Below are 25,373 nucleotides of genomic sequence, written 5' to 3'. Positions count from 1 at the left end.
AGTTATCCCTTGTAGATACTCTTAATAAACTTAACAATAGCTTCAGGTATCTTTGAGGGAGGTAATATAGCATCCGCAATACCTAACTCAATAACGGCCTTTGGCATTCCAAATACAACGCAAGAGTCCTTATCTTGAGCTATTATTTTCCCCCCTTTCTCCTTTATTAACTTATATGCCTCTGCCCCATCTCTACCTATTCCAGTTAACATTACTGCCACAGTTTTTCCACCGTATATTCTTGCCACATATTCGGCGGTAACCTCAACAGAAGGTTTTGTACCATGGACTTTGGGCATCTTACTGTCTAGTACGATATGTACGTTGTTTCCCCTCTTTTTCAACAACATGTGATAGCCTCCTGGAGCCACATAGGCATATCCTGGTCTCACTATCTCCCCATCTTCAGCCTCTTTTACAGTTAGTAAAGATTCTGCATTCAGCCTCTCTGCAAACATCTTTGTAAATCCTCCAGGCATGTGTTGAACTATAAATACTGGTGGCATGTTTTTTGGAAGTTTTGAGACTATCTCAGTTACTACAGGGGGACCTCCTGTTGAAGAACCTATCATTACAGCCATTTTGGAAAGTTTCTCGGGAGGAATATCCAATTCAAGTCCAGAGGTAACTTTTTTTTCTTTCTTGGGAGTCTCTTCTTTCTTTTTACTTTCTTCACTGGGTTTTATAGATACCCTTCTCCTTACTCGTGCCTTAGCTACAGCCTTTACTTTTTTTATTAGTTCATCTCCAATCTCTCTAATATCTAAAGAGATGGTACCAGATGGTTTTGGAATAAAATCAACAGCTCCTGCCTCTAAAGCCTCCAAGGTTTCCTTGGATCCTCTTTTAGTAAGTGCTGATAACATCAGTACTGGCGTTGGCTGAATTTCCATTATTTTTCTAACAGCCTCTATTCCATTCATCCTCGGCATCTCTACATCCATAGTGATAACATCAGGTTTCAATTTCTGAGTAAGTTCAACAGCTTCTACACCGTCCTTTGCAGTACCTACCACTTCTATCTCTTCATCAGAGTTCAATATATCTGAGACTACCTTTCTCATGAATGCAGAATCGTCCACTACCAGGACTCTAATTTTTTCCAAAGTATCACCCCATTTGTTAATTCCTAAGTGGCCTATTTTAGTTTAAAATCCTTCTTGAGGTTTAATTAATTTGTCAATATTTAGTATTATAATAAGTCTATTATCTATTTTTCCAATTCCTTCTATATAATCTACACCCATATTACTTCCAATTCCATCTACCTTTTCTATGTTCTCCTTTGGTATCTGTATAACATCGTTAACTGCATCAACCAATATACCAACAGGAACGCCGTCAATCTCTACGACCATAACTAACATTTCTTTGTCCCTTTTACTATCTTCTCCATAGTATCCAGAGATGTTTAATTTTTTTCTCAGATCGATAATAGGGGTGATCTCCCCCCTTATATTAGTAACACCTATTACATAATCTGGACTATTAGGTAGAGCAGTAATATCTTGAAGTTTTAACACTTCTCTCACTTCATCAACTTTTAAAGCATATTCATTGGAACCTAACTTAAAAACTACCATTTTAGGAGTCTCTTCCATGTTATCACCGGGAAAATGACCTATCTCCTATATTCTAATTTGTCTAGTATGTTATGGACTATATCTATACACTGGTTTGCATGTAATTCTAAAGGCGATAAAGATAACTTCTCTATTTTTAAATCATTTAAGAATCTCTCATCCTCTTCAGTTAATCCTATATGATCCCCCAGTATAAAGACAAACCCCCTATCTTTTATCTCATTATAAGTTCTAGAGTTTATAACATCCTTAATAGGTTTTCCCCTTAGATGTAAGAAATAGACATTTCTACCTTTTTCTATTTTCTCAAGTACAATTTCCCTAAAATCCTTCTTGGCGTGGTATATACCTGGAGTACTTTCCCTCCATTTGGAGTTATGCTCCTTACTTAGTGCCTTCTTTATGAATATAGCTATACTTCTCTCGTCAGGGCTCAGTCTTTTCAATTCAGATCCTACAAATTTCAGGGCTACTGGAGGATTAGGCTCTCCGTAGTGTACAGAGTAAAAAACAGTATCTCTTCTTATATCATGAGAGAGAAAAAATGCACTACTTATGCACCTACATACAAGATCTAACCTACCACAACTACCAGGAAGATCCTTTAAATTGACATTCCCTGAAGTTATGGCCTTGTTGGCCTTCAGTATAAACTCTCTCAAACTTCCACCTTAATCTTTCAGCCCTAGTACATCAAAGGTATCATATATACCTCCTCTCTTTCCACTAACAAACTTAACTGCCAATATCACCCCATTTACAAAGGCCTGTCTACTACTTGCCCTATGAGTAACCTCCAACCTCTCACCATCACCTGCAAATATAACTTTATGCTCACCTACAACATCCCCTCCCCTTATAGCATGGATACATATCTCATCTTTTTTCCTCTCTCCAATGATTCCCGCCCTACCGTAGATGATAGAGACGTCTCTATCCAAATTGTCTCTTATTATCTCTGCTGCCCTCAGTGCAGTACCACTTGGTGCATCCCTCTTGTATCTATGATGCATCTCCACTATCTCTATGTCATAGTCTCTAAGTTTTCTGGCTAAAAACTCCAAAACCTTGAAGAATATATTCACACCTACTGCATAGTTTTGGGATATCACTGCAGCAACCCTATGTTTTTTTATAGTATCTTCAATCTCTTTTCTCTGTTCTTCAGTGAATCCTGTGGTTCCAATAACTAAATTTATACCTTGGGAAGCAGCTACCTTTACAGCATTTACAGTGGCCTCGGGAGCTGTAAAATCTACGAGAACATCTGGCTTACTTTTCTTTAAGATATCTTCCAATCTATCAGCAGTTTCCAGTATAACCCCTATTTCACCAATACCTAACAACTTACCAACATCTTCTCCTCTCTTTTCATGATTAGGGACTTCAATTGCAGCAACTAACTTAAGATCTGGATGTTGTTGTATAGTTTTTATTATTCTACTGCCCATTCTTCCAAGAGCTCCAGTTACAGCAACTTTGATTACCATTGGATCACCTTATGCCACACTTACAGATTCATTAACAATTTTTTCGAACTCTTTTAAGTAAATATCCATTTTGTTGTTTAAATTATCTGCTATCTCTATAGCCCTGTCTATCTCATCATATCGGTATGTACTTAAGATCTCTCTTATTTCACAGATTCCACTATGTATCTCTCTAATAAGGTTTATAATATCCAACACAGTTACACTGCCACTTTCGTACAATTTTACCATCTTCTCAGATATGTCTTCCAGTTTAGAAATAACCTTATCTATTTTCTCGATTATTTTGTCTAATTTTAAGGCATTTTCAGTATTTTTATCTATGAGGATATTAATTTTTTCCAATATTTGATTCAGTGTTTCTTCTATCTTTGGATTGCTAGTCTCCATAACCTTAGGCAACTCTTCCAGTTTTTTACTAATCTCCTTTAAATACTCCGTCTGGCTAACTGTTTCTTCTCTTTCAGATTTTTTCTGATCCTCCTTTACAAATTCTTCACTTTTATCTTCCAACTGGATACCTATTATAGCCTTTTTTATTCTATTCTGTAAATTTTCTACTATCTTTTTTAAAGTTTCAGATTTTTTTATCAGTTCCTCTTCATCTAAACTGTAATCAACAGTATCAACATTCTCATCAGATTTCAAACCGTCATTTAAGTTTTTAGATTCCATAGTATCTCTCCTTATTTTTTGGAGATGATGACGCATCCTAGATAACAAAGGATCTGAAATATCCATTAACCTTCCCCTGCACCCCTATTCTCAGATTTTATTTATTTTATCTAATAACTCCAATTAAATATTTTTTGTGTAGATAATTATTCAGGTTTATTGACAGGTACTCATAATTTTGAAGAACCTGTATCAGAACCACTACTTTTAATCATTCTTTTAAGTCTTCTTTTTAACTTTTTTTCTTTCACCATGGGGATTTTAATAACGTTACCACAGTTTAAACACTTTATAGCAACATGAGGGCAGTTCTTATCACTAACTGTCCTAACCTTACAGTTCTCACCGTAAATTAGTATAGTTAGACACTTTTTACATAATCTTCTCTTCCACTTCTTTGGAAAATGTACCCTTACCTTCATGGCAATTCTTCTACTCAATTCAATATACCTTCTCATCCTATCCAGTCGCCCCTTCCTGTAAGCTTCTTCAGCTAGGTTCATCAGGATATCTATTCTCTCTAGAGCTATCTTTTTTATCTTTTTTATTTTTCTTCTTCTACTGTACCCCATAGTTTCACTTAGTAGTTTTCTAATAACTTAGCAACTGCGAAACTTGGTGTACTTAGGGACACCTCCTTTCCATACCTCTCTCCTACGGATATAATACTATAACCTTCCAAGGCTTCCTTTAGTATACCCTCTCCAAGGCCTGTAATTACAACATCTCTGATCTCATACCTCTCAAAGACCCGATCTAAGTTGCTTCTGACCATATTTAAGAGTTTTCTGTAAAATTGAAGTGATATATCTAAAATCTCCTCCTCATTTACTTCCTCCAAATCACTACATAAAACCCTAGCCACTCTCCTCATACAACTTTTCCTATCTACTGGAACACCATCAGGTGTATCACAGGTGTAATCTTCTGGATTTATCTTGTTTAGTATAAGATTTACATCCCCAGTTATAGAAAAGTACTCCGAAGATACATTGGTTTTAAAACCTCTAAAGACTACAGTATTGGTGAGGAATGAAAGAGGAGTCCTAAGTGCCCCCACATATACTAACTGGTTGTTCATCAATCTCTTTAGATCTGTTTCTTCAGCCAGTATCTCTCCATCCTTTATAGGTATAATATCTGTTGTTGTGGAGCCCATGTCCACAAGTATACAGTTGTCGCAAATATCCTTTATTACAAAGTAAGCAGTAGCAGTCCAATTTGAAGCCGAGACTTTAATATATTTTTTCTTAGCAACATCTATTTCTAAAAAATTCCCATCTACATCAAAAACATAAATATCTTTATCAGGAAACGCTCTCTCCACAGAGTTTAGTATGTCTTCCACTCCCTCCCTTTTACTCCTGTATGCATCTACGAGTTCAGCTGTCATAACTATACCAACTTTTTCAACATTCCCACTGTTGTACACTCTTAGGAGCTCAGTTAGTTTTTTATGTTTTTTCCACATTGGGAAATATATATGGTGTATTTTGTAATATTTTTCCTCTAACTCAGTTATCTTTGTGTTTGCTCCTCCTATATCTATTCCGAGGATCACCATCTCACCAGTTAACTTTAATTAAAACAGTTAATTACAGTTCTTGGACAAAAATTAGATTGTTGAATATCAAAAGGTAAAAATCCCATATATATTACTCTCAGGATGTTTCTGGTAATAGAGTGTAGGATTCTACGTTTGTGGAGGTTCCTAAATCTCTTTGTTTATATTTAATTTTAATTTATTTTAATTTATTTATTTTAATTTTACATTTACGTGAAAATAAAAAAAGGACAAAACATCTCTATATTTGTTAACAGGTAGTCTCCAATATTTCTAAACTAATTCATTTATTTTAAGTATTATTAGTATTTATTTTGCTTATTTTAATTATAATATTTTATAAAAAATTTAAAATTTTTTAATAAAGTTTAAAAGGAGTATTAGGTGTATAATTTGGGAAGATATGGTTCTAAGTACAGAAAAGGTGCAAAATTTGAATGGGAACTTAAAAGAATGCTTGAAAAGGAAGGTTTTGCAGTGATAAGGAGTGCAGGTAGTCATGGAGTAGATCTAATAGCAGGGAAGAAGGGGGATATCTACGCCTTTGAATGTAAATCTACATCGAGGGAGAGTTTTTATATCTCAAAGGAGAATATCTTAAAACTTTTACTATTTTCAGAAACCTTTGGAGCTAAGCCCTATATTGCAGTAAAGATAAAGGAAAAAATTCTATTTATAGACCCCTACCTATTAAAGGTAGAAGGTAAAAGTTACCTAGTAGATTACTATAAAATCTCCCCCATAGCCCTGAGTTTTAATGAGTTGATTGAAAAAAGATAAATTAATAAAAATATTCGATAATTAAAATTTATCACCTAAAGTATTTCATCATTTTCCCTGTTAACATTCTTCATAGAGATATAACTGAGTATTGGAGATGAAGGTGAACTTCCAATAAAAGATTAGTGATATTTCTAAAAAGGTTTAAAGTAAATGTCTAGGTACAATATCCTTTGCAATGAGATCACCGTAAGTCTCCCTCTCCCTGATAACAAAGACCCCCTTATCATTAGTTAGTACCACCCTTGGCCTCCCTCTACCGTTGTAGTTGTTTGCCATACTTATACCGTATGCTCCAACATCCAGTATAGCCACTATATCTCCAACCTCAACCTTTGGAATATACCTATCTCTTCCGAAAACATCTGAACTTTCACATAATCCTCCAGCAATATTTACAACTTCTTTCTCTTCCCTAAGTATACAGGGTACTATTTCATGGTAGGCGTCATATATTGCAGGCCTCATCATGTCGTTCATACCTGCATCTATCATTATCCACTTTCCATATGGGGTTTCTTTTATGTGATAGACCTTTCCAAGGAGCACTCCTGCTGTTCCCACTATACTCCTTCCAGGTTCAAGGAGGAGGTTAGGTAGATCTACCTTATCTTCATACTCCATAACGGTATTAATTATAACCTCTGCCAACTGATAGGGATCGGGTACATCTTTATCTTTATGGTACGGTATCCCTAAACCACCTCCTAAATTAATATCCTCTATCTTTATACCTTCCTTTTCCAACTCCATAACAAAATCCATAACCTTCCTAGTTTCCTCCACAAATGGAGATAAATCTGTTAGTTGAGACCCTATATGGCAGTGTAGCCCTACAACATTCACGTTGTCCATATCTAGAGCCATTTTTATGGCCTTCATAGCCATACCAGATTGGACGTCAAGCCCAAATTTACTCCTCTTTAAACCTGTAGATATCTTAGGATGAGTCTTTGGATCTACATCTGGATTTATCCTAAATGCAACATTTGCTTCAGATCCCATTTCTCCAGCTATCTTATCTATAAGTATCAACTCACTTATACTGTCTACGTTGAAGGCCCTTATGTTATTCTCTATACCCATTACAATTTCTTCCTCTGTTTTACAGTTTCCGTTGAATACTATCTTCTCAGGAGGTACCTTGGAGAGTCTTGCTATATACAATTCACCACCACTTACAACATCTGCACCACTTCCCAACTTAGACAACAACCTTGTAATAGCTAGGTTGGAATTTGCCTTGTAGGCGTAGCATAGGATAAAGTCTTTTCCAGTTTTCTTTTTATACTCCTTAAATGCATCTTCGTATGCTCTGTAGTTTCTTACAATCTGATTTTCACTCATTACGTATAGAGGGGTACCATACTTTTCTGCAAGTTCCTCTGCACTGTATCCATCTATCTTTAGGAATCCATCCTCTATAGTTATCATGTCGTTTCCTGGAAATTTCACATTTATCACCCTCATAATTTCTAATAGTTATAAACTGAATAACCATATATCAATCTTACAATGTTTTAAATTTTTAATAATCATTATTGTAATTATATAAAAATTTAAAAATAAAAAAATAGAATAATAAGTCTTAAACACATAAAATAGTGAAGATTATGGATCTTAGAGATTGGGCACCTATGTACTCCAAGATTATAGAAGATTTTAAATTTAACAGGGAGAGAGATTTAAAGAGTGGATTGCTACTGAAGGATCTAATTGATAAGTTAAATAACAATATTCCGGAGAAAAGGTTAAGGGAGGTTATAGAAGGTAAAATAGTCTATGTAGTTGGGGCTGGCCCTTCTATAAAGAGACATGTAAAGATACTAAAAATCTTAAAAGAGAGAGATGTAATTATCTCTGCAGATGGGGCTACAAAAGCACTTCTAGAGGAAGACATCCTTCCAGATATAGTAGTTTCAGATTTAGATGGAGACATGGAAAGTATACTGGAGAGTAATAGAAGAGGTTCCATAGTTATAGTACATGCTCATGGAGATAACATAGATAAGATAAAGAAATACCTTCCAAAGTTGAAAAATATTGTAGGAAGTTACCAGGTTCCTCTCCAGATTCCAGGGCTTATCAATTACGGGGGATTTACAGACGGCGATAGATGTTGCTTCCTTGCAGAGTATTGTGGTGCTAAAAGGATAGTGCTCTGTGGTATGGACTTTGGAGAGTACATAACTAAATACTCAAGGCCTAACTTGAGGAGAGAGGTGGAGAGAGGGGATGATATCAAGATAAAGAAATTAAGGTATGCCAAGGAGTTGATAGAATACCTTAAAAAACATGGAAGATGTATAATATTGTCTATAGAGGAATGGATAAGATGTCAAAGGTAAATATCTTGCTGGTTGGGGGTTACGATCCTACAGGTGGAGCTGGGATAGTTGCAGATGTGAAGACAGTTAAGTTACTAGGATGTAATCCTTTAACTGTGATAACTTCCTTAATACCTCAAAACAACAAGAAGGTGTATTCCAAGGTGGATCTCCCAAGGGATGTTATAGAGAACCAACTCCAGGCTATCTTTGAGGACTTCCAAGTATCCACTGTAAAGACTGGGGTACTGACTGGAGATGCCATAGACATACTTCTAAACTATCAGAAAGAGTATAACTTTAAAATAGTGTGTGATCCTGTCTTGAGATCCACAACAGGTTATACCTTCATAGATGACAAAACTCTAAAAAAGTATTTTGAACTTTTCAAAAGATCCCTTTTAATACTACCTAACTTCCAGGAGTACAACATAATAAGACGGTCTAAATACTTTAAGGATTTAGAGAAGGAGGATAACTATATACTGATCACTGGGATAGAAGATAAACTTCTCTATAAAGGTAATATAATAAGGAAGTTCAGGGGGAGAAAGATAGACAGAGAAGTACATGGTACAGGTTGTGTATTTGCCTCTGCAGTAGCATCCTTTATTGCAAAGGGATATAATATTGTAGATGCCATTGAAGAGGGAAAGAGAGTGGTGCTGACATCTGTGATATATGCAACTAAGACTAAGTACGGGTATAACTCCAATCCTGTCTATATAAGCAGGGAAGGAGTACTAAAGAGTTTATATTATGCCTTCCATCTCCTGAGGGATATGAATCTCCAACATCTTATTCCAGAAGATGGTTCTTACGTTGGAGAGTGTCTAGTCCTTCCAAGAGGTATCGAAGATGTTGCTAGTTTAAGGATTACAGAGAAAGGTAAAGTTGAATATGTAGAGTTTGGAGTCCCTAATATTGTATCTAAGATGATAATTACCATCAACTATTACAACCCTAAAGTTAGAAGTGCAATGACAATAAGATACTCTCCAGATATTTTGGAGGTTTTGAGAGAGTGCGGGTTTACTCTCTTCTCCTTATCTGATAAAATGGAAAACAGAGGAATTGAAGAGGATGTAAAGATTGTATGTAAGAAGTCCGATAGGGCACCTGATGTTATCTACCTTAGGGATAAAATTATTGTATTTGGAGAAGATGCAGTAGATGTTGTAAAAAAGATAGAAAAGATGTATGAAGTTTTATAAAAAAAGATATAAAATTTAATAATTTTAATAATTTCTTCCTCATTTTTATTCTATTATTTTTATTATTTTTTTTATAATAATCATTCTTTCAATTTCTTCACAATATCGACCACTTCTTTGATATCTTCTATCCTTATATCTGCAATATCTAAGGCTTTTTTTGAAACTTTACCTCCCTGTAAGTTGATGACTGATAGATCACTTTCAAGCATTGCAGGTACATCGTTAGTTCCATCCCCTACCATCACTACCTTATATCCTTCTTTCTTTAACTTTAACACTAAATCTTTCTTAAGGTGTTGATGAGCCTCTGGAAAGATATGATTTTTCTCAATATCTATCAACATACTCAACTTTTCAATGGCATACTTGCTATCTCCAGAAGCTATATATATCTCAATACCCATATCTTTTAATTCTTTTATGGTTTCCTGTACTCCATCAAATAGACAGCCTCCAGTGGCGATAGTGTATTCCACTTTCCCTTCTATAGTGTCACAGATTAGGGCATATCCAGGATCTGTCTCGATCTTGAATCTGTTAAGTATATATGCAGGATCCTGTAGTTCCTTTACTTTGGTTCTACTATCTTTTAAAATATTATCCTTAAAAATAGGAGGGTGGCAGTAAGTAATCTTCCACTTTATCCTCTCAAGTAGATTTTTCATTAGCATATTTGGATCTAAATTTAACAGATCGATCTTTTCTCCTATAACGATTAACACCCTACCTCTTTTCTTATCTACGATATCCACGGTCTGGTGATTACATAGAAACTTTTGGGATTCTATTTCTTTGATGATCCTCTTAACGTCCACCAAGGTACCAGAGCAGTCGAAAACTACAGCAATTTTCATAAGATCCCGTTATCTCATTTTTAAACGTTCTACAAAGGATTTTATTAGCTCCTCCCTTTTCTCACCATCTCTCTCAACACCACTTGATACATCCACTCCAGAAGGTTGCACGTAATCAACAATCTCCCTAACATTCTCAGGGTTTAATCCTCCTGCAAGCACTACATCAAATTTTCTACAGACTATTTTACTAACTCTATGATCGTGGGTAACACCACATCCTTTACCTGTATCTAAGAGGATCCTATCCACTATGCCTTTATACTCAACTATTCTCTTTATAAGATCTTCTGCATCCATCTCAGGAAAAGAGCTCCTCTTAGGCACTTTGAAAGCTTTCATTATAAATACACTGTGTTCTTCCTTCAACTTTTCTACAGTATCAGTATCCATATCTGAGTGGATTTGGATATATTCAGTCCCAGTTTTTTCTATTACCTCTGACCACGACTTAAAGTCCTCTAATGTAGAAACTGTAAATACTGGAATACTGGAAGCCTCTATTAACTCCTTAGCCTTATCTAAACTTACTCTCCTTTTAGACTCTGACTCCACCACCACTCCTGTAGCATCTGCATATTTTTCTACAACCTTTAACTCCTTCTGGGTTTTAATACCACATATTTTAATAAACATTTAATATCACTCTACCAATATCTTAACAACATCTCCGTTTCTTAGGGATAAATAGTTTCTAAGATTTAGGGGCGATATGACCTCTACTATATCCTTGGAATGGTGGGATTTCTCAGGGAAGATTAAGGCACCGTATACACCAAATTCATCCTTAGATATTTTTGCAGGGAGGAGTTTTACTCCGTAGTACCTCTCACCGTTGTATTCAAAACCTTCAATCTCTAAACACTTGGACATGTCTAATGGTACATATTCACTTAATTTAATATTTAACGTTCCTTCGTAAGGGTAGTATCCCAATAAACTTTTAAATTTCTTCCTATATGGTTTTAAAGACATGTAATATCTACCTTCTCCCTTCCCAGAAGTTACTCTCCCGTAGAGTACTGGCATAATTATCACCGTCTTAATCTGTGTGAAAATTTAGATTTATTATAATTTAAAATTATTGTTAAAATTATTATAATATTTTTATTTATAATAAAATTAATAAAATAGAAAAATAAAAATTACAATTCTTTTACAGCAGGAATTATCTCCTTACCTATCAACTTGATACTCTTCTCCTTGTTAGGTCCAATTGGAGAACCTGCTACAACCTGGGTAACACCCATCTTTGCTAAACCTTTTATCTTCTCTACAACATCTTCAGGAGTTCCATAGAGGGAGAAGGCCTCTAACATAGTGTCATCCACTGTAGAAAATGCGGTACCAAAGTCTCCTTTCTTTAAGGCGTTTCTTATCTTCTCCACTTTCTCCATGTCTATGCCATGTCTTTCCAGCACCATTGGAGGAGATCCTGCCGCGATAAATGCTACTACTGGGACTGCTGCCTGTTTAGCCTTTTCTGGATTTTTATCCACTGACATACAAGCGTATGCTGCAACGTCGATCTCTTCCATGTTTCTACCTGCAGATTCAGCCCCTTTCCTGATCATCGGTATTGCCGCTTCAAAGTCCTTTGGATTTGATGCGTTGATTAGAACTCCATCTGCTATCATTCCTGCAGTTTCAAGCATCTTTGGTCCTTGAGCTCCCATATATATTGGTATTTCAGATATTGGTTTTATAGACAACTGGGCACCTGTCTCTAATTTCTCTCCCTTAATAAGAGCTCTTATATCTGCTATAGCCTTCTTAATCGTTGATACTGGTTTTGCCCACTCTATACCTAAAGCGTCAAATGTAGCCTTGTCACCTGGTCCTATACCTAAAACTGCCCTTCCGCCTGATAACTCATCCAGTGTAACTACTGCAGATGCAGTAATGGCAGGATTTCTTATATAGGGGTTAGTTACTCCAGGTCCCAGTTTAATCTTGTTTGTTACACTTGCAATGGCTGTTAGTGCCATATATACATTCCTGTTGTTGTAGTGATCAGTGATCCAACAGTATTGGAATCCATTATCCTCTGCTAACTTTACATAATAGCATATCTTTACTATTGGCTCATTAGGTACAAACTCTATACCAACTTTCATTTTTTCACCTAAATATTGTTACTCACTATATTACTATTGTTACTATTAGTATTAATGATATATATTTAATTCCCATTTAAATCAAATAGAAAAATATAAATATAACCTTTAAATACTCTGAGCAATCTAAAAACCTAATATGGGGTATTAGATATACTAAAATCCAATAGTATAAAATATGTTATTAATTTTTAATTATTACTTAATTATATTAATTCATCATCTAACTCTTTTTTTCGGTGATTTCATGGATTTAGATAAACTATATACAAGAGATATCTCACGGAGAGAGTGTTTAGAACTTTTTAGGGACGAAGAAAATTTATTTGATATTTTAAAGATAGGAGATAATCTCAGAAAAATTATTGTGGGAGATGTAGTAACTTACGTAGTCAACAGAAATATCAACTATACCAACATCTGTGTAGGTGACTGTAAATTCTGTGCCTTTAGGGTGGATATGGGAGATAAAAGGGCCTACTTTTTAGATGTGGACGAAATCGCCAGGAGAGCCTTAGAGGCAAAAAAGATGGGTTGCACAGAGGTATGTATCCAGGGAGGTCTCCACCCCAAGGTAGATACCTACTTCCAAGGAAAGATTCTGGAGAAAGTTCATAGTGTCACTGAACCTTACGGAGGTATCCATATCCATGCATTCTCTCCAATGGAAGTTAAATTTGCAGCTGAAAATGCAGGTCTCGATATAAAGGAGGCATTAATGATATTAAAGGAAAAGGGATTAAACACTATGCCTGGGACAGCTGCTGAGATACTAGATGACACTATCCGAGCTGAACTCTGTCCTTCTAAACTTTCCACAAGGGAGTGGATAAAGGTAATAAAAACAGCCCATAAGTTGGAAATAAGGACAACATGCACTATAATGTACGGTCACATCGAGGAGTACAGGCATATAGTTAAACACCTCTTTATATTAAAGGAGATACAGGAAGAGACTGGAGGATTTACAGAGTTTGTACCTCTAACATTCATGCACAGATTCGCTCCTATATACCTCAATGGTAGGGCTAGGAGAGGTGCAACAGGTATAGAAGATCTTAAGATCTACGCAATAAGTAGGATACTGTTTAAAGATCTCATAAGGAATATCCAAGTGTCATGGGTAAAGTTAGGGGTGAAGATGGCTCAGGTCGCCCTAAGGTGTGGTGCCAATGACTTTGGAGGAACACTTATGGAAGAAAATATCTCTAGGGCTGCAGGTGCTCAATACGGTGTCAGCCTATCTGTGGAGGAGATAAGAAACATTATTAAGGAAATAGGTAGGATTCCTAAGGAGAGAAATACCTTATATAGGATACTGGAGTAATTTAATAAGTGAGTGTTGAATAAATTATTTTTCTATTATAACACAAATTAAACAATAAAAATTAAAATAACGAAAAAGAATATTATAAAAATAAATACTCCATATTCATTTGAACATAAAATTTTTAAAGTATAAATAGATAACTCTTCCCTTACTCCTTTTTTCAATTTTATATCTAATGTTTAGGAAACTTCTTGAGAGATTAGTATGGTTATAAATTAAAATAAGAAGAAGAGTTTAACAGAATTCTATCTTTATTTTCATTAGAATTCCTATTTGTCCCAGGAATTTTAACTTTTTATAATTATAATCACAATCCCTTCTTTAATACCTCCGAGGTACTACCATATATAACATTACTACCACAGAAATTAGGTAGATATGTTGCCGCCTTCCCTGAATTTGTGGCAATATTTTTATAACCCATCTCTTCAATTGGGGCAACAACCATACAGGTGTCACATACCACCTTACCTCCAGCCCTTTCAATAACTTCAGTATAGCCCATTCTGTCTGCAATGACCTTGATATGTATAGAAGTACATACCCATAGGTCACATTTAAATCCTGTTCTTCTGATGTTGTTCTTCACTATAAAATCTACAACTTCTTTTATCTCTTCTAAACTACAGTGTGGACACCCTATACATATGAGATCAGGTTTCTCTTCTGTAGTATTTAATCTATGGTATTCTTCCTCTAGATCTTCCTTAGTTACAGTTATCCTCTCCGTGATATCTATATCTATTTTGTTCATTCTACATTCTGGAGTTATTCCTTCAACGTGATAGAGTGCCACACTACCACTGGCGGCTAAGGAGGCTCCGAGAGCCTTCAACTTACTGTACTTATCTCCAGAGATACCATTTTTAAATACAAAATATGGGACTTCGTCCTTTACAATCCTTCCCACTAAGGATCCTAAAATCCCATAGTCAGATATATCTTCTAATTCCGCCTCTACTTCAACAGTATAACTTGGCATCCTGTTCTCATCTAGGTGATATCCATAGAGAGGTGTTTTCCCAATTAGTGCAGAGGCTAAAGCAGATGGACCTCCTTCCCTGTTTGTCCTCGCACCAATGACAGAATTTGCATAGGATACAGCGGAGGATTCTGCCCAGGCTATATGATCGCCGTAGATAGGGATGTTACCAGATAGATAAGGTGTACAGGTGCATCCTATTTCAACACCCATCTTTTTGAAACACTTTATTATATCCAGCTGCTTCTTTACAAAGTTCCTGGGAAAATTAAGTTCCTCGTATCTAGATAGATCCATACCTGCAGGATTCAAGGTTGTAGGTACAGATACCTTAACATCATCTTTGGATATATCTCTTAAGAAGTTTAAACCTTCTTCTCCTATGGTTTTATAGGATACTCCAGAGACTTGGGCTGAAGATATATCTATAAGTCTTTCCGCCCCGTATATGTCTCCAAGGGATACTAGAAGATTCATAGCCATCTCAAGAACTTCTCCATATTCCCCATTGTATATTTTCTCCTCTTCCTTTGTGAGATACAATTTATCACCTTATTAAAATTTACTAACCCTTCTAATAACCATGCCTTCTACTCTTACTGGATACGTCCTTCTAGCTAGTTTAACAGCAGATCTTAATCTCTCCTCTGAACTGGAGTATATTCTGTAGAGTATATCTCCCTTGTTTACCTTACTACCTCTTTTTACGTAAAGTAACACTCCAGCCTTTTTATCCATAGGAGCGCCAGCCTCTTTGGCTATATTTGTTATTGCCTTATTGGATATAGATACTACGTATCCATCCTTTGGAGAGGGGATGACCTCAAAGTATTTCCCTAACTCCACATCTTCGGAGTTGGTAATACCTCCTCCCTGTTCAATCACTATCTCTTTAAATTTTTCCAGGGCCTTTCCAGAGTAGAGGATCTTCTTAGCCATTTCCATTCCAGACCCTACCTGTGCTACCCCTCCCAACTCCAGAAGTATCCCAGCGAGAGAAAGAGATTTTTCAATTAAACTTTTTGGAGCAGAGTTAGGGTCCTCTAAGGCCATAAGTGCCTCCTTAGCCTCGAGGGCAGGTCCCACAGCCCTACCTATTGGTTGTCCTCCATAGGTAATGGCACACTCTACAGCTATCCCCACTCTCTCGCCAAGTTCTATAAACTTCCTTGCAAGGGCATAACCTTCCCTATCATTTTTTATCTTAGTTCCAGGCCCTACAGGTATATCAATTACTGTATAGTTGATACCAGCCGCGATTTTCTTGGCTATAACACTTGAAAGTAGTTGAGGCTGGGGATCTATGGAAAGTGGCCTTTCCACGTTTATTATTATATCATCTGCAGGGGCTAAATTCACACCCCCTCCCCAAACTAAACACCCATTAGTAGTTTTAACTACTCTTTTTATCTCCTGGGCATTTAAATTTACCCTTGTAAGTACCTCCATCACATCAGCTGTCCCAGCTGCAGAAGTTATAGCCCTGGAAGATGTTTTTGGGATAACTATACCTGCAGAGGCTACAATAGGTACTGTAATTAGGGCGTACTTGTTTCCAGGAACCCCTCCAATACTGTGAACATCTACCACCGGATGTTTATCCCACTCAAGTTTATCACCGGTTTCTCCCATTCTCTTAGCCATTTCTACAATTTCTCCCATCTCCATCCCATGTATATAGGTAGAAACTATAAAACTTGTTAACTCTATATTTGAGAGTTTCTTCTGGACTATCTCATCTACTATGGTGTGTATCTCATGAGGTCTCAGTATTTGCCCTTCCATCTTCTTTTTTATATATCTTAGAGATTGTGGTCTGGGAGCATGCCTTAATCTTACTTCTTCTCCCTCTTCTATACCTTCTATAGAACCTCTACTTATGCCTAACTCTCCCTCTTTAACCATCCTTTTAGTAGTGTATAACACTCCTATAAATGACCCCTTAGAACTCTCTATCAGCACCCTCTCCTGAGGATAATATTCTGTCCCTATTAGATCTCTCTCATTTGCTATCACTCCATTATTCCCCAGATCTATATCCAACAGTTTTGCCTTGAAGAATAACATAGTTATCCCTTAATTTCTAGATTCCGTGCTTTCTCTATATATCTATCTATAAGTTTAGTATCTATTCTCGTCTTGATACCTAACCTCTCTAATACAATTCTATTCAGGATAATCCCAAGTATTTCCACACCTTCCTTGGAGTCTGTTATTTTCCTCAATCTCCTGGTTATTTTAGGAGATTTTAACTTCTTGATAACCTCCACTATATCTTCATTTTTTATTTTGCCCTTCTTTTTGTATATCTCATCAGCGATCTCTTCAAGTTTCTTCATATCGAAAGGAAGATACTCCATTATCTTTCTATCCACTGTCTCATTTATAGATATCAACATCCTTGCAATATCTATGTCTTCAGTATTTTCATCGATATCCATCTTTTTAACAACAAACCAATTTCCCTTTTTTACCCTAAACTGTATATTCTCATTATCATCCTTTTTTACAGTAGTAATAATATCACCTCACTAAATTTTTATATGTGAAGGTAGATTTAATTTACATAAAAGAGAGAGAAAAATGCTATTAAGATCGTTCTCTAGGTAAGTTAGGCCTAAAAAGTAGCGGAGGATCAGAACAACAAGATATAAAATAAAACTTCACTTTTTATAGTTATAAACAAATAAATAAAAATAAAATATTTTAATATAATATAAACATAAAGAGAAATAACAAAAAATGATAAAAAGAGGTAAAAAACTTATAAGAAGAACGATTAACAGAATTCTGCCCTGCTTTCCAGTACTCCATGTAGTCCAGGAGTAAGAGATTATTTTGTGCCTTTTATATTCTTTATTTAAAATGTTTTAAGAATTTTTATTTTTATTTTTAATTATATTTTTTCTATAATTATTTTTATTGGAGGTAATGGATGGTTATTTTTAATTTAAAAAGTTTTGTTTATCACTATAATCATATTTTATTGACTATCACTCCTTTCAAAACTCCAAGTCTCTGATAATTTCTAGTAGGTTACACTAGGAGGATAGAATGTATGTGTCTCTATCCATATTTCACCAAAACCTTTCCCTATCCCATAACCTAAACTATATGCCAAACTTGACATTAAGTTAAAGAATCCGGTATATATATGAGGTGTGTAATCTACAACCATTGGGTGGGATATATTTGCCAACTTCTGGGCTATCTTTACTGCATCTTCTTCAGTCCCTACGTAGTCTACAAGACCAGCCTTTTTAGCATCGTATCCAGAATATATCTTACCATTAGCAACTTTTAGAGTTTCTTCAACTGTCATGTTTCTGTTCTCTGCTACCCATCTAACAAAATCTATATAAGTCTCATTTATCATATGTTCTAGGTATTTCTTCTCTTCTGGTGTCATGGGTCTGTAGGGAGAACAGATATCTTTATATTTCCCAGCCTTTATTACAGTTACATTTATACCAAGTTTTCTCATAAGTTCGTAGTACTGGATCACGTCCATCCTAACTCCAATACTACCAACAATAGAATGTTTCTCCGCCACTATACAGTTTGCAGGTGCTATTGCCATATAAGCTCCGGAAGTAGCTATGGTTTCAACGTAGGCTACTACAGGTTTCTTTTCTGATACTTCTTTAATCTTTCTTGCAAGTTTCTCACTTGCTATAACCTCTCCTCCAGGACTGTTTACCCTTAAAATTATAGCTTTGATGTTAGGATCCATTTCTGCCTTATCCAAGGCCTCTATATAATCCTCGACACTTATCTCCTCCCTGAAGGGATAGGTGCCCTCGGGCTGAAGTGTTAGTACTCCGTCTATGTCTATCCTTGCAATATTGCCCGCTGGATTCTCACCGATACCTAAAAGTAAGATAACTGTTCCAATGACGATTAATAATAGTAGTACAATTAGTATAAAAAATATTCCTATTATTATATATATCTTTTTCATCTTACCACACTGTTATTATTTAGTCAACTGTTTTATAGAGACCAGCCTTAGGTTCATATATATAACCCTTTTCCAGAAGTTCCTCTAGAATTTTATCAAGTTCATATTCATCTATTTTAACTACCTTCAATAACTCTTCATATTCTACAGATTTCCTATCTTTTATTACCTTCAAAACTATATCCTTATTATCAATCCCTTCCTTGTACACATCTTTCTGTATTTCCTCAGTTATAAGATCTTCTCTGTCATCTTTACTGTAATCCCCGGGAGTTTTTTCATCTTCGTCTTTTATATACTTTCTTGTTATCTCGATCTCAAGGTCTCTCAACTCTCTCCATTTCTCTTTATTCTCGTTCCTTACCTTATAGAGCTCTAAAGAAATATAAGGAGAGCCCTCAAAGTAACCAACTTTTCCAATTATATCTACAAGATCTTTCTCTTTAATATTTTTTCCTTTCTTTTCAAAGTCCTTAACAGTTATTCCCTCTTCTAATTCAAATGTAAGTATAGAGGTTTCAGAAACTCTCTTTACTTCTCCCAATATTCTAACACGGTGTATTCTTTTACCCTCTATTATTAGAGTGTTACCTACTATTTCACTCTCTAAAAATTCCACTGGTTTAATTTTGTATGCGGTCCATCTGGTCATGCCTTCACCTAGGGAGTTATATTTAACTTTATAACTAGTTAATAGTATAAAAAAGTAACAAAAACTATATATAACAATATATATAAATCAATCGATATAATTACTGAAAATAAAAAATGGTGCAGGGGGGGGGATTTGAACCCCCGAACCCCTATGGGACAGGATCTTAAGTCCTGCGTCTTTGGCCAGGCTCGACAACCCCTGCGCCCAAATTCATCATTAGATATAACAAACATATATATAAAGTTTTCGGTTAATAAGTGTTGAACCTTTGACTGTTGGTTCTAATTAAGAAGAAGAGTAGGAGATACGATCTCTTTAACTTCTTCATTAAATATTTAGATGGAACGAATTAGAAGATTTTAATGGATCTGTGTTTCAAGGTTCTAATCTTTAATAAAGTTCAATATTGAATTTTTTATTTATCTTTTTGTTATTGTTTAACTTTTCATCTCTATATCTTGTCCTGGGTATATCTTGCAAATTCTCTTTTCCTATGGTCAGGATTAATAATGTTTTTCTACTTTTCCAGAGATCTTTATAATTTAATTATAAATTTAATTATAAATAGTCTAAATTAATTATATACTTAATCCCGTAAAAGGATGACAGAGGTGATAACGTGGAAAACTTCTCAGAGTGGTACAGTGAGATACTAGAGAAGGCTGAAATATACGATGTCAGATATCCTATAAAGGGCTGTGGAGTCTATCTACCGTATGGATTTAAAATTAGAAGATACACCTTTGACATATTAAGGAGACTGTTAGAAGAAAAAGGACATGAAGAAGTTCTCTTTCCTCTACTTATTCCAGAAGATCTCCTTGCTAAGGAAGGGGAACATATAAAGGGATTTGAAAATGAGGTATTCTGGGTAACCCATGGGGGGAAAAAGCCTCTAGAGATAAAACTTGCACTGAGACCAACCTCTGAAACACCTATATACTATATGATGAAACTCTGGATAAAGGTGCATAAGGATCTACCTATAAAGATATTCCAGATTGTAAATACCTTCAGATACGAGACAAAACATACAAGGCCCCTTATAAGGTTGAGAGAGATAATGACATTTAAGGAAGCACATACCGCCCATACAACAATGGAAGAGGCTGAAAACCAGGTTAAAGAGGCTATAGAGATATACAGAGAGTTTTTCAACGAATTAGGTATTCCGGTTATTGTATCTAGAAGACCAGAGTGGGATAAATTTCCAGGTGCTGAATATACAGTCGCCTTCGATACTGTATTTCCAGATGGCAGAGTGATACAGATAGGTACTGTCCATAACTTAGGGCAGAACTTCTCAAGAACTTTTGATTTAGAGTTTGAAACCTTGGAGGGTGGAAAGGATTATGTCTATCAGACATGTTACGGTATATCTGACAGGGCTATAGCTTCCATTATAGCAATTCATGGGGATGAGAAGGGCCTAATTTTACCTCCTAACGTTGCCCCAATTCAGGTAATTATAATACCTTTGCTATTTAAGGGGAAGAAAGAGATAGTATATGATAAAACTCGGAAATTGTACAGCCTGTTGAAGGAGGCAGGAGTTAGGGTAAAGATAGATGATAGGGATATCAGGCCAGGTAGGAAGTTCAACGACTGGGAACTTAGGGGAGTACCAGTCAGGATAGAGGTTGGTCCAAAGGACATAGAGAATAAAGTGGTCACCATCTACAGGAGGGATACCGGGGAGAAGTATCATGTAGGGGAAGATAAGATCATGGACGAAATACTGGATCTATTAGAGAAAATAAAGGATAACATGAGAAAAAAGGCTAAAGAGAAGATAGAGAGATATATTACTATTGTTGATTATAATGCAGATATTCCTATAGAAGAAATAGCATGTAGAGTTAAGGAAACACTTAAGGAGAAAAAAGGAATAGTGTTAATACCATACAGTGAGAAGGTATATAGAGAAGATTTTGAGGAGAAGATAGAAGCTTCCATCCTTGGAATAACCGAGTACAGGGGAGAAAAATACATCACAGTGGGAAGGACTTATTAAGTATTTAGGTGTCAGTATCATGTTGGAGTTGTCTCAAAATCTAAAAGAGATACTTATAATTGGGTTTGGAGGATTCCTTGGAGCGGTATTTAGGTATATACTAAGTAATATTATACCCCCAGCATTTGAAATGCCCATGGGGATTTTGGGTGTCAATTTAATAGGTAGTTTTATAATGGGGTTTTTTATGTATTCTCCACTAAACGAGATCTATCCTCATTATAGACTTCTTATCGTTACAGGATTCTGTGGAGCTCTATCTACCTTTTCCACATTCAGTTACGAGAATCTTTTTCTACTGGAAAAGGGTTTTATCGGTAAGATGGTGTTGAATATTCTATTAAATGTTGTAGGATGTATATTAGCAGTATATTTAGGTAAATCTTTGTCTATCTTCCTCTTTAGAGAGGTATAAAAATTTAAAGGGTGGTCCTTTGAAGATTAAACCAGAGTGTGCCATATGTATTGTAAGACAGGTTGTAGATGCTGTTAAAGAGATATCTAAGGAGGAGGAAGTACAGTTTAAATTGATAAGTTCTACTCTCTCATGTATAAAGAAGGTTTATGGTCCTGACGCTGTTCCAGCCTGGATGGGGACTGAGGTGCATAGATACCTCAAGAAGATAAGTGGTAATAGGGATCCTTACAGGTATCTAAAAGATAGGGCGAATAAGTTGGCTATAGAATATATAAAGAGTATAGAGGAGAGTTTAAAAAAGTATAACTATAAACCTCCCTTGGAGAGGCTGAGGTATAAGATAAAATTAGCCATAGCAGGGAATGTAATAGACTTTGGACCCTACAGCACAGATGTAGATATAGACAGGAAGTTAAAGGAGACATTAGAAGAAGATTTAAAGATCGATCATAGTAGGGAACTACTTGAAGATCTAAAGGAATATGATAGGATACTTTACATATGTGATAACGCAGGTGAGATACTATTTGATAAGATACTCCTTGAAGAGTTGAAGGAATACTGTGAGGTTGTGGCTTCTGTAAAGGGAGGTCCTATATTGAACGACGCCACCTTAGAAGATGCGAGATACGTAGGTCTTGATAAAGTGGTGAAGGTAGTAACAACAGGTTGTGATGTTATAGGTGTCAATTTGGAGGAATCTTCTGAGGAGTTCTTAAAAGAGTTTAAGAGGGCAGATATAATTATAGCCAAGGGAATGGGTAACTTTGAGAGTTTAACTGAATACTCCATTGACAAACCTGTATATTATATATTTAAGGCCAAGTGTTTACCTGTAGCTCAGTTTATAGATGTTGAAGTTGGTGACAACATACTTTTAAAAAAGTTACAAAAATAACATAGTCAAGTCATAAAAAACTCTTAAAAGGTAGGTTTACTTTTTCAGTACATTATGTAGTCTAAGGGATTGTATATTAAACTTTATATTATCTGTTATAATTTTTTATTTTATATTTAAAATTCTTTTATTTTGTTATAATAGAAATTCCATAAAATTATTTTTATATTATTTTTATTTTTATTAGAAGTTTTATTTTTATTGGAAGTCCTAGATAGTTACTGTTTAGTATGGATTATTTTGTTCATAACTATAAAAAATCCAGTATTTATAGCTAGAAGATATTCAGAAGATTTCCTTCCTTCAATTTCTTTATAAAATTTTATATCTGGAATGATAGGAGTTTTTTATTTTAAAACTTTTTTCTATATTATTTTTTTATTATTTTTTATATTTTTTTATTATCGTTATGTTTATTGCTCTTTATCACTGATTCCCCCTCTCATATCAACTGCGACACCGTAGTTAAATTCCATCAATTCCCTACCGTTGAGTATAGTAGTGCCGTATCCCAGGAGTTCGTCGTCCTCATTTACAACAAGTACCTCTTCGTAAGGTCTAAGATCCCTATCACAGTCTACAACGAACTTAGCATATACAGATCTACCCTCCCTTGCAAACCTCTCAACAGATCTATCTACAACAACCCTATACTTTGGATATGGTATTTTACTATGTAGTAGTTTTGCCCCTTCCGCTGTAGGTATGAGAAAGTTGTCGTAAGATCTCAAGGTGAATAAAACCTTTTTCTCACCATCTTTAACTATAAGCACATTCCTTATCCATCCTGTCCTCTTACTTCTCCTCACTATTATTCTTTTTATAACCTCTTCATCCAATATCTTAAACCCGTATTGATACTGGAGCATCCTGTCTATCTTTATAATATCGCTATTTATCTTCTTTTTATTCTCCTTGGAGTTGTAGTAACTGATGTAGTAGTTATAAGTAACGATATCCATTATCCTGTCCTTATATCTCTCAATGAACTCCTTCACAAATTTCTTATTGTGACTCTTTTCAATATCGTAGAGTTCAGGTACCTCACTTTGAAGTAATGGGTAGATAAGATCTATATTTAGTGGTATCAATCCAAATACGTCATCCTTTACAAGGATATCCACGTCACTTGGGAGGATCTTGAGGTTCTCACTGTAGGGTTTCTCTACATCCTTCGACACTGTAGTTATATATATCTTCTCAAATCTTATCCTATGAATCCTCTCCTTATGTCTTATCACTTCAGGTCTAAATAGACTCTCGTATCCACTGTAGAAAAACCCAGACTTCTTAGTGACAGGATCGAACTTCTCTATAAATTCAACGTACTTCAACGCCTGCCTGTATGCCTCCAACAATCTTGGATGACTTCTACACCTCAACTCCACCAATTCCCAAAGAGCCCCCTCTCTGATAGCCTCCTTAACCCTACTCATCTCCTCAAAGGTAACGTACAGGTTATGTTCCGCCAGTACCTTCTCCTTCTCCTTCTTATCCATATTGTATACTTCTCTTGGGGAGTACTCACTACAAACTGGACAGGAGCATGGGAACTGTTTAAGGTCCTTTAAATCCTCTAAATAGTAGGTTCCATTCTCTGTTAGGTATCTGTCGTCCTTGGCGTAGAGAGCGTAGGCTGCACTGTCAAATAGATCACATCCCAGGAGGACGGAGATGGCAAATAGAGTAGGATGTCCACATCCAAAGAGGTGGACAGGTTTGTTAGTAGGCAGACCCATCTTTGAGTTGAGGATAACATCTACAAGAGTTTTATAGTCATATTTCTCTAAAAGGGGTACAACTGCACCTATAGGGTATATGTCGAAATTCATACTTCCCATGATTTCAGCACATCTTCTTCTAAGATCCATATATGTAGATCCCTGTATAGTCCCATTTAGGAGCATTTTGTAGTTGTTCTCCCTCTTTAACTCAAGAGATTCCCTACCTCTCCTTATAGTTTCCTCCATCTCCTTCTCTGCCCTCTCTCTGTCTGCATAAGGTGGTGTGGGTATGTCCAATATAGTTCCTACATCTACACCTATCTTCTCCTGGAACTCCACGATTTCTAAAGGTTTCACATCTATACTACCATATACACTAAGTTGGAAGGAACCACTGTCTGTAACAACCACTTTATCAAATCCTATCAACTTATGGACACCTTTTTTCTCCGCTATCTCCCTAAGTTCTGGTTTAGAGTATATTATATAGGAGTTTGTAATTACCACATCTGCAAGTTTTTTAACGGTCTCCATGGGGACGAGTTGCTTATCTGGGTCAGGATGTATAACAGGCATTATTGTCGGTGTTTCAATTGTTTTACCGTTTATCTCCAATTTTCCGATTTTTCCGAGTCCATCTCTCGCCTTTATTTGAAACATAGAATCACCTGTTCTTTTTGATGTTTCTGCTATATGGTGTTAAAAAGTAATAATAAACATAACTCTAGTCTATTAACGTAGAATTAAAAGGATGAATAAAAAATAATTATAATTAAAAAATCTT

The 25,373-nt window shown here is 35.7% G+C and carries 25 protein-coding genes and 1 tRNA gene; 7 read left to right on the top strand and 19 right to left on the bottom strand.

Annotation, left to right across the window (positions count from 1 at the left end; all coding sequences use genetic code 11):
* Positions 1–2 precede the first annotated feature (2 nt).
* The 7 genes from MHHB_RS02950 to mfnF all read right to left on the bottom strand — a co-directional run bounded on the left by MHHB_RS02950 (position 3) and on the right by mfnF (position 5,312).
* The gene (locus tag MHHB_RS02950; RefSeq protein WP_131007133.1) at positions 3–1,106 is read right to left on the bottom strand and encodes a protein-glutamate methylesterase/protein-glutamine glutaminase; all 1,104 of its coding nucleotides are present in this window, start codon (positions 1,104–1,106) and stop codon (positions 3–5) included.
* Positions 1,107–1,148: 42 nt separating this feature from the next.
* Positions 1,149–1,601: a chemotaxis protein CheW gene (locus MHHB_RS02945; protein ID WP_131007132.1), complete on the bottom strand. Its 453-nt coding sequence runs from the start codon at positions 1,599–1,601 to the stop codon at positions 1,149–1,151.
* 20 nt (positions 1,602–1,621) lie between these two features.
* The gene (gene trmY, locus MHHB_RS02940; protein WP_131007131.1) at positions 1,622–2,245 is read right to left on the bottom strand and encodes a tRNA (pseudouridine(54)-N(1))-methyltransferase TrmY; all 624 of its coding nucleotides are present in this window, start codon (positions 2,243–2,245) and stop codon (positions 1,622–1,624) included.
* Positions 2,246–2,254: 9 nt separating this feature from the next.
* The gene (dapB, locus tag MHHB_RS02935) at positions 2,255–3,073 is read right to left on the bottom strand and encodes a 4-hydroxy-tetrahydrodipicolinate reductase (RefSeq protein ID WP_131007130.1); all 819 of its coding nucleotides are present in this window, start codon (positions 3,071–3,073) and stop codon (positions 2,255–2,257) included.
* Positions 3,074–3,082: 9 nt separating this feature from the next.
* Positions 3,083–3,814, bottom strand: coding sequence for a coiled-coil domain-containing protein (locus tag MHHB_RS02930; protein ID WP_131007129.1), 732 nt, complete (start codon positions 3,812–3,814; stop codon positions 3,083–3,085).
* Positions 3,815–3,918: 104 nt separating this feature from the next.
* Positions 3,919–4,320: a ribonuclease P protein component 4 gene (locus MHHB_RS02925; protein WP_131007128.1), complete on the bottom strand. Its 402-nt coding sequence runs from the start codon at positions 4,318–4,320 to the stop codon at positions 3,919–3,921.
* A gap of 8 nt (positions 4,321–4,328) precedes the next feature.
* The gene (mfnF, locus tag MHHB_RS02920; protein ID WP_192893811.1) at positions 4,329–5,312 is read right to left on the bottom strand and encodes a (4-{4-[2-(gamma-L-glutamylamino)ethyl]phenoxymethyl}furan-2-yl)methanamine synthase; all 984 of its coding nucleotides are present in this window, start codon (positions 5,310–5,312) and stop codon (positions 4,329–4,331) included.
* Between the two features lie 393 nt (positions 5,313–5,705).
* On the opposite strand from mfnF, the gene hjc reads away from it, so the two are divergent.
* Positions 5,706–6,092, top strand: a complete 387-nt coding sequence (gene hjc, locus MHHB_RS02915) for a Holliday junction resolvase Hjc (RefSeq protein ID WP_268220475.1) — start codon at positions 5,706–5,708, stop codon at positions 6,090–6,092.
* A 144-nt stretch (positions 6,093–6,236) separates the two neighbouring features.
* Here hjc and lysA read toward each other — a convergent pair whose 3' ends face one another.
* Positions 6,237–7,547, bottom strand: a complete 1,311-nt coding sequence (lysA, locus tag MHHB_RS02910; RefSeq protein ID WP_192893810.1) for a diaminopimelate decarboxylase — start codon at positions 7,545–7,547, stop codon at positions 6,237–6,239.
* A 158-nt stretch (positions 7,548–7,705) separates the two neighbouring features.
* On the opposite strand from lysA, the gene MHHB_RS02905 reads away from it, so the two are divergent.
* Entirely contained in the window at positions 7,706–8,440 is a 735-nt protein-coding gene (locus tag MHHB_RS02905; RefSeq protein ID WP_131007126.1) for a 6-hydroxymethylpterin diphosphokinase MptE-like protein, read from the top strand.
* Positions 8,419–9,633, top strand: coding sequence for a bifunctional hydroxymethylpyrimidine kinase/phosphomethylpyrimidine kinase (locus MHHB_RS02900; protein ID WP_326830414.1), 1,215 nt, complete (start codon positions 8,419–8,421; stop codon positions 9,631–9,633). The genes MHHB_RS02905 and MHHB_RS02900 overlap by 22 nt, the downstream gene beginning before the upstream one ends.
* A gap of 80 nt (positions 9,634–9,713) precedes the next feature.
* Here MHHB_RS02900 and MHHB_RS02895 read toward each other — a convergent pair whose 3' ends face one another.
* The 4 genes from MHHB_RS02895 to mer form a co-directional block, all read right to left on the bottom strand.
* On the bottom strand, positions 9,714–10,490 hold the full coding sequence (locus MHHB_RS02895; protein WP_131007124.1) for an HAD family hydrolase: 777 nt from the start codon (positions 10,488–10,490) through the stop codon (positions 9,714–9,716).
* A 9-nt stretch (positions 10,491–10,499) separates the two neighbouring features.
* Positions 10,500–11,126 carry a phosphoribosylanthranilate isomerase gene (locus tag MHHB_RS02890; RefSeq protein ID WP_131007123.1) on the bottom strand — a complete coding sequence of 209 codons (627 nt, stop codon included), beginning with the start codon at positions 11,124–11,126 and terminating at the stop codon, positions 10,500–10,502.
* A 6-nt stretch (positions 11,127–11,132) separates the two neighbouring features.
* Entirely contained in the window at positions 11,133–11,519 is a 387-nt protein-coding gene (gene ribK / locus MHHB_RS02885; RefSeq protein ID WP_131007122.1) for a CTP-dependent riboflavin kinase, read from the bottom strand.
* 116 nt (positions 11,520–11,635) lie between these two features.
* Positions 11,636–12,607, bottom strand: coding sequence for a 5,10-methylenetetrahydromethanopterin reductase (mer, locus tag MHHB_RS02880; protein ID WP_131007121.1), 972 nt, complete (start codon positions 12,605–12,607; stop codon positions 11,636–11,638).
* Between the two features lie 247 nt (positions 12,608–12,854).
* Here mer and cofH point away from each other — a divergent pair, with 247 nt between their 5' ends.
* Positions 12,855–13,934, top strand: a complete 1,080-nt coding sequence (cofH, locus tag MHHB_RS02875; protein ID WP_131007120.1) for a 5-amino-6-(D-ribitylamino)uracil--L-tyrosine 4-hydroxyphenyl transferase CofH — start codon at positions 12,855–12,857, stop codon at positions 13,932–13,934.
* Between the two features lie 310 nt (positions 13,935–14,244).
* On the opposite strand, the gene MHHB_RS02870 is transcribed toward cofH, so the two are convergent.
* The 6 genes from MHHB_RS02870 to MHHB_RS02845 all read right to left on the bottom strand — a co-directional run bounded on the left by MHHB_RS02870 (position 14,245) and on the right by MHHB_RS02845 (position 19,737).
* Positions 14,245–15,462, bottom strand: coding sequence for an aconitase X (locus tag MHHB_RS02870; RefSeq protein ID WP_131007119.1), 1,218 nt, complete (start codon positions 15,460–15,462; stop codon positions 14,245–14,247).
* Positions 15,463–15,474: 12 nt separating this feature from the next.
* Positions 15,475–16,986: an AMP phosphorylase gene (locus tag MHHB_RS02865; RefSeq protein WP_131007118.1), complete on the bottom strand. Its 1,512-nt coding sequence runs from the start codon at positions 16,984–16,986 to the stop codon at positions 15,475–15,477.
* A 2-nt stretch (positions 16,987–16,988) separates the two neighbouring features.
* Complete coding sequence (locus tag MHHB_RS02860) at positions 16,989–17,438, bottom strand: DUF2666 domain-containing protein (RefSeq protein WP_131007117.1); 450 nt, start codon at positions 17,436–17,438, stop codon at positions 16,989–16,991.
* Between the two features lie 509 nt (positions 17,439–17,947).
* Positions 17,948–18,880, bottom strand: a complete 933-nt coding sequence (gene sppA, locus MHHB_RS02855) for a signal peptide peptidase SppA (RefSeq protein WP_131007116.1) — start codon at positions 18,878–18,880, stop codon at positions 17,948–17,950.
* 19 nt (positions 18,881–18,899) lie between these two features.
* Positions 18,900–19,532, bottom strand: coding sequence for a winged helix-turn-helix domain-containing protein (locus MHHB_RS02850; RefSeq protein ID WP_131007115.1), 633 nt, complete (start codon positions 19,530–19,532; stop codon positions 18,900–18,902).
* A gap of 117 nt (positions 19,533–19,649) precedes the next feature.
* Positions 19,650–19,737 (bottom strand) — tRNA-Leu (locus MHHB_RS02845).
* A 417-nt stretch (positions 19,738–20,154) separates the two neighbouring features.
* On the opposite strand from MHHB_RS02845, the gene proS reads away from it, so the two are divergent.
* From proS to MHHB_RS02830, 3 genes are read left to right on the top strand one after another with little or no spacing between them, the layout of a single operon-like run.
* Entirely contained in the window at positions 20,155–21,549 is a 1,395-nt protein-coding gene (gene proS / locus MHHB_RS02840; RefSeq protein WP_131007114.1) for a proline--tRNA ligase, read from the top strand.
* 19 nt (positions 21,550–21,568) lie between these two features.
* Complete coding sequence (gene crcB / locus MHHB_RS02835) at positions 21,569–21,964, top strand: fluoride efflux transporter CrcB (protein WP_131007113.1); 396 nt, start codon at positions 21,569–21,571, stop codon at positions 21,962–21,964.
* Positions 21,965–21,983: 19 nt separating this feature from the next.
* On the top strand, positions 21,984–22,865 hold the full coding sequence (locus tag MHHB_RS02830) for a damage-control phosphatase ARMT1 family protein (RefSeq protein ID WP_131007112.1): 882 nt from the start codon (positions 21,984–21,986) through the stop codon (positions 22,863–22,865).
* A 413-nt stretch (positions 22,866–23,278) separates the two neighbouring features.
* On the opposite strand, the gene tgtA is transcribed toward MHHB_RS02830, so the two are convergent.
* Positions 23,279–25,249: a tRNA guanosine(15) transglycosylase TgtA gene (tgtA, locus tag MHHB_RS02825; RefSeq protein ID WP_131007111.1), complete on the bottom strand. Its 1,971-nt coding sequence runs from the start codon at positions 25,247–25,249 to the stop codon at positions 23,279–23,281.
* Positions 25,250–25,373: the final 124 nt, after the last annotated feature.

Source organism: Methanofervidicoccus abyssi (assembly GCF_004310395.1).
Taxonomy (GTDB): Archaea; AGJL01; Methanococci; order Methanococcales; family Methanococcaceae; genus Methanofervidicoccus; species Methanofervidicoccus abyssi.
Note: the sequence above shows the minus strand (reverse complement) of the source record. Positions and strands in the feature narration are given on the sequence as shown.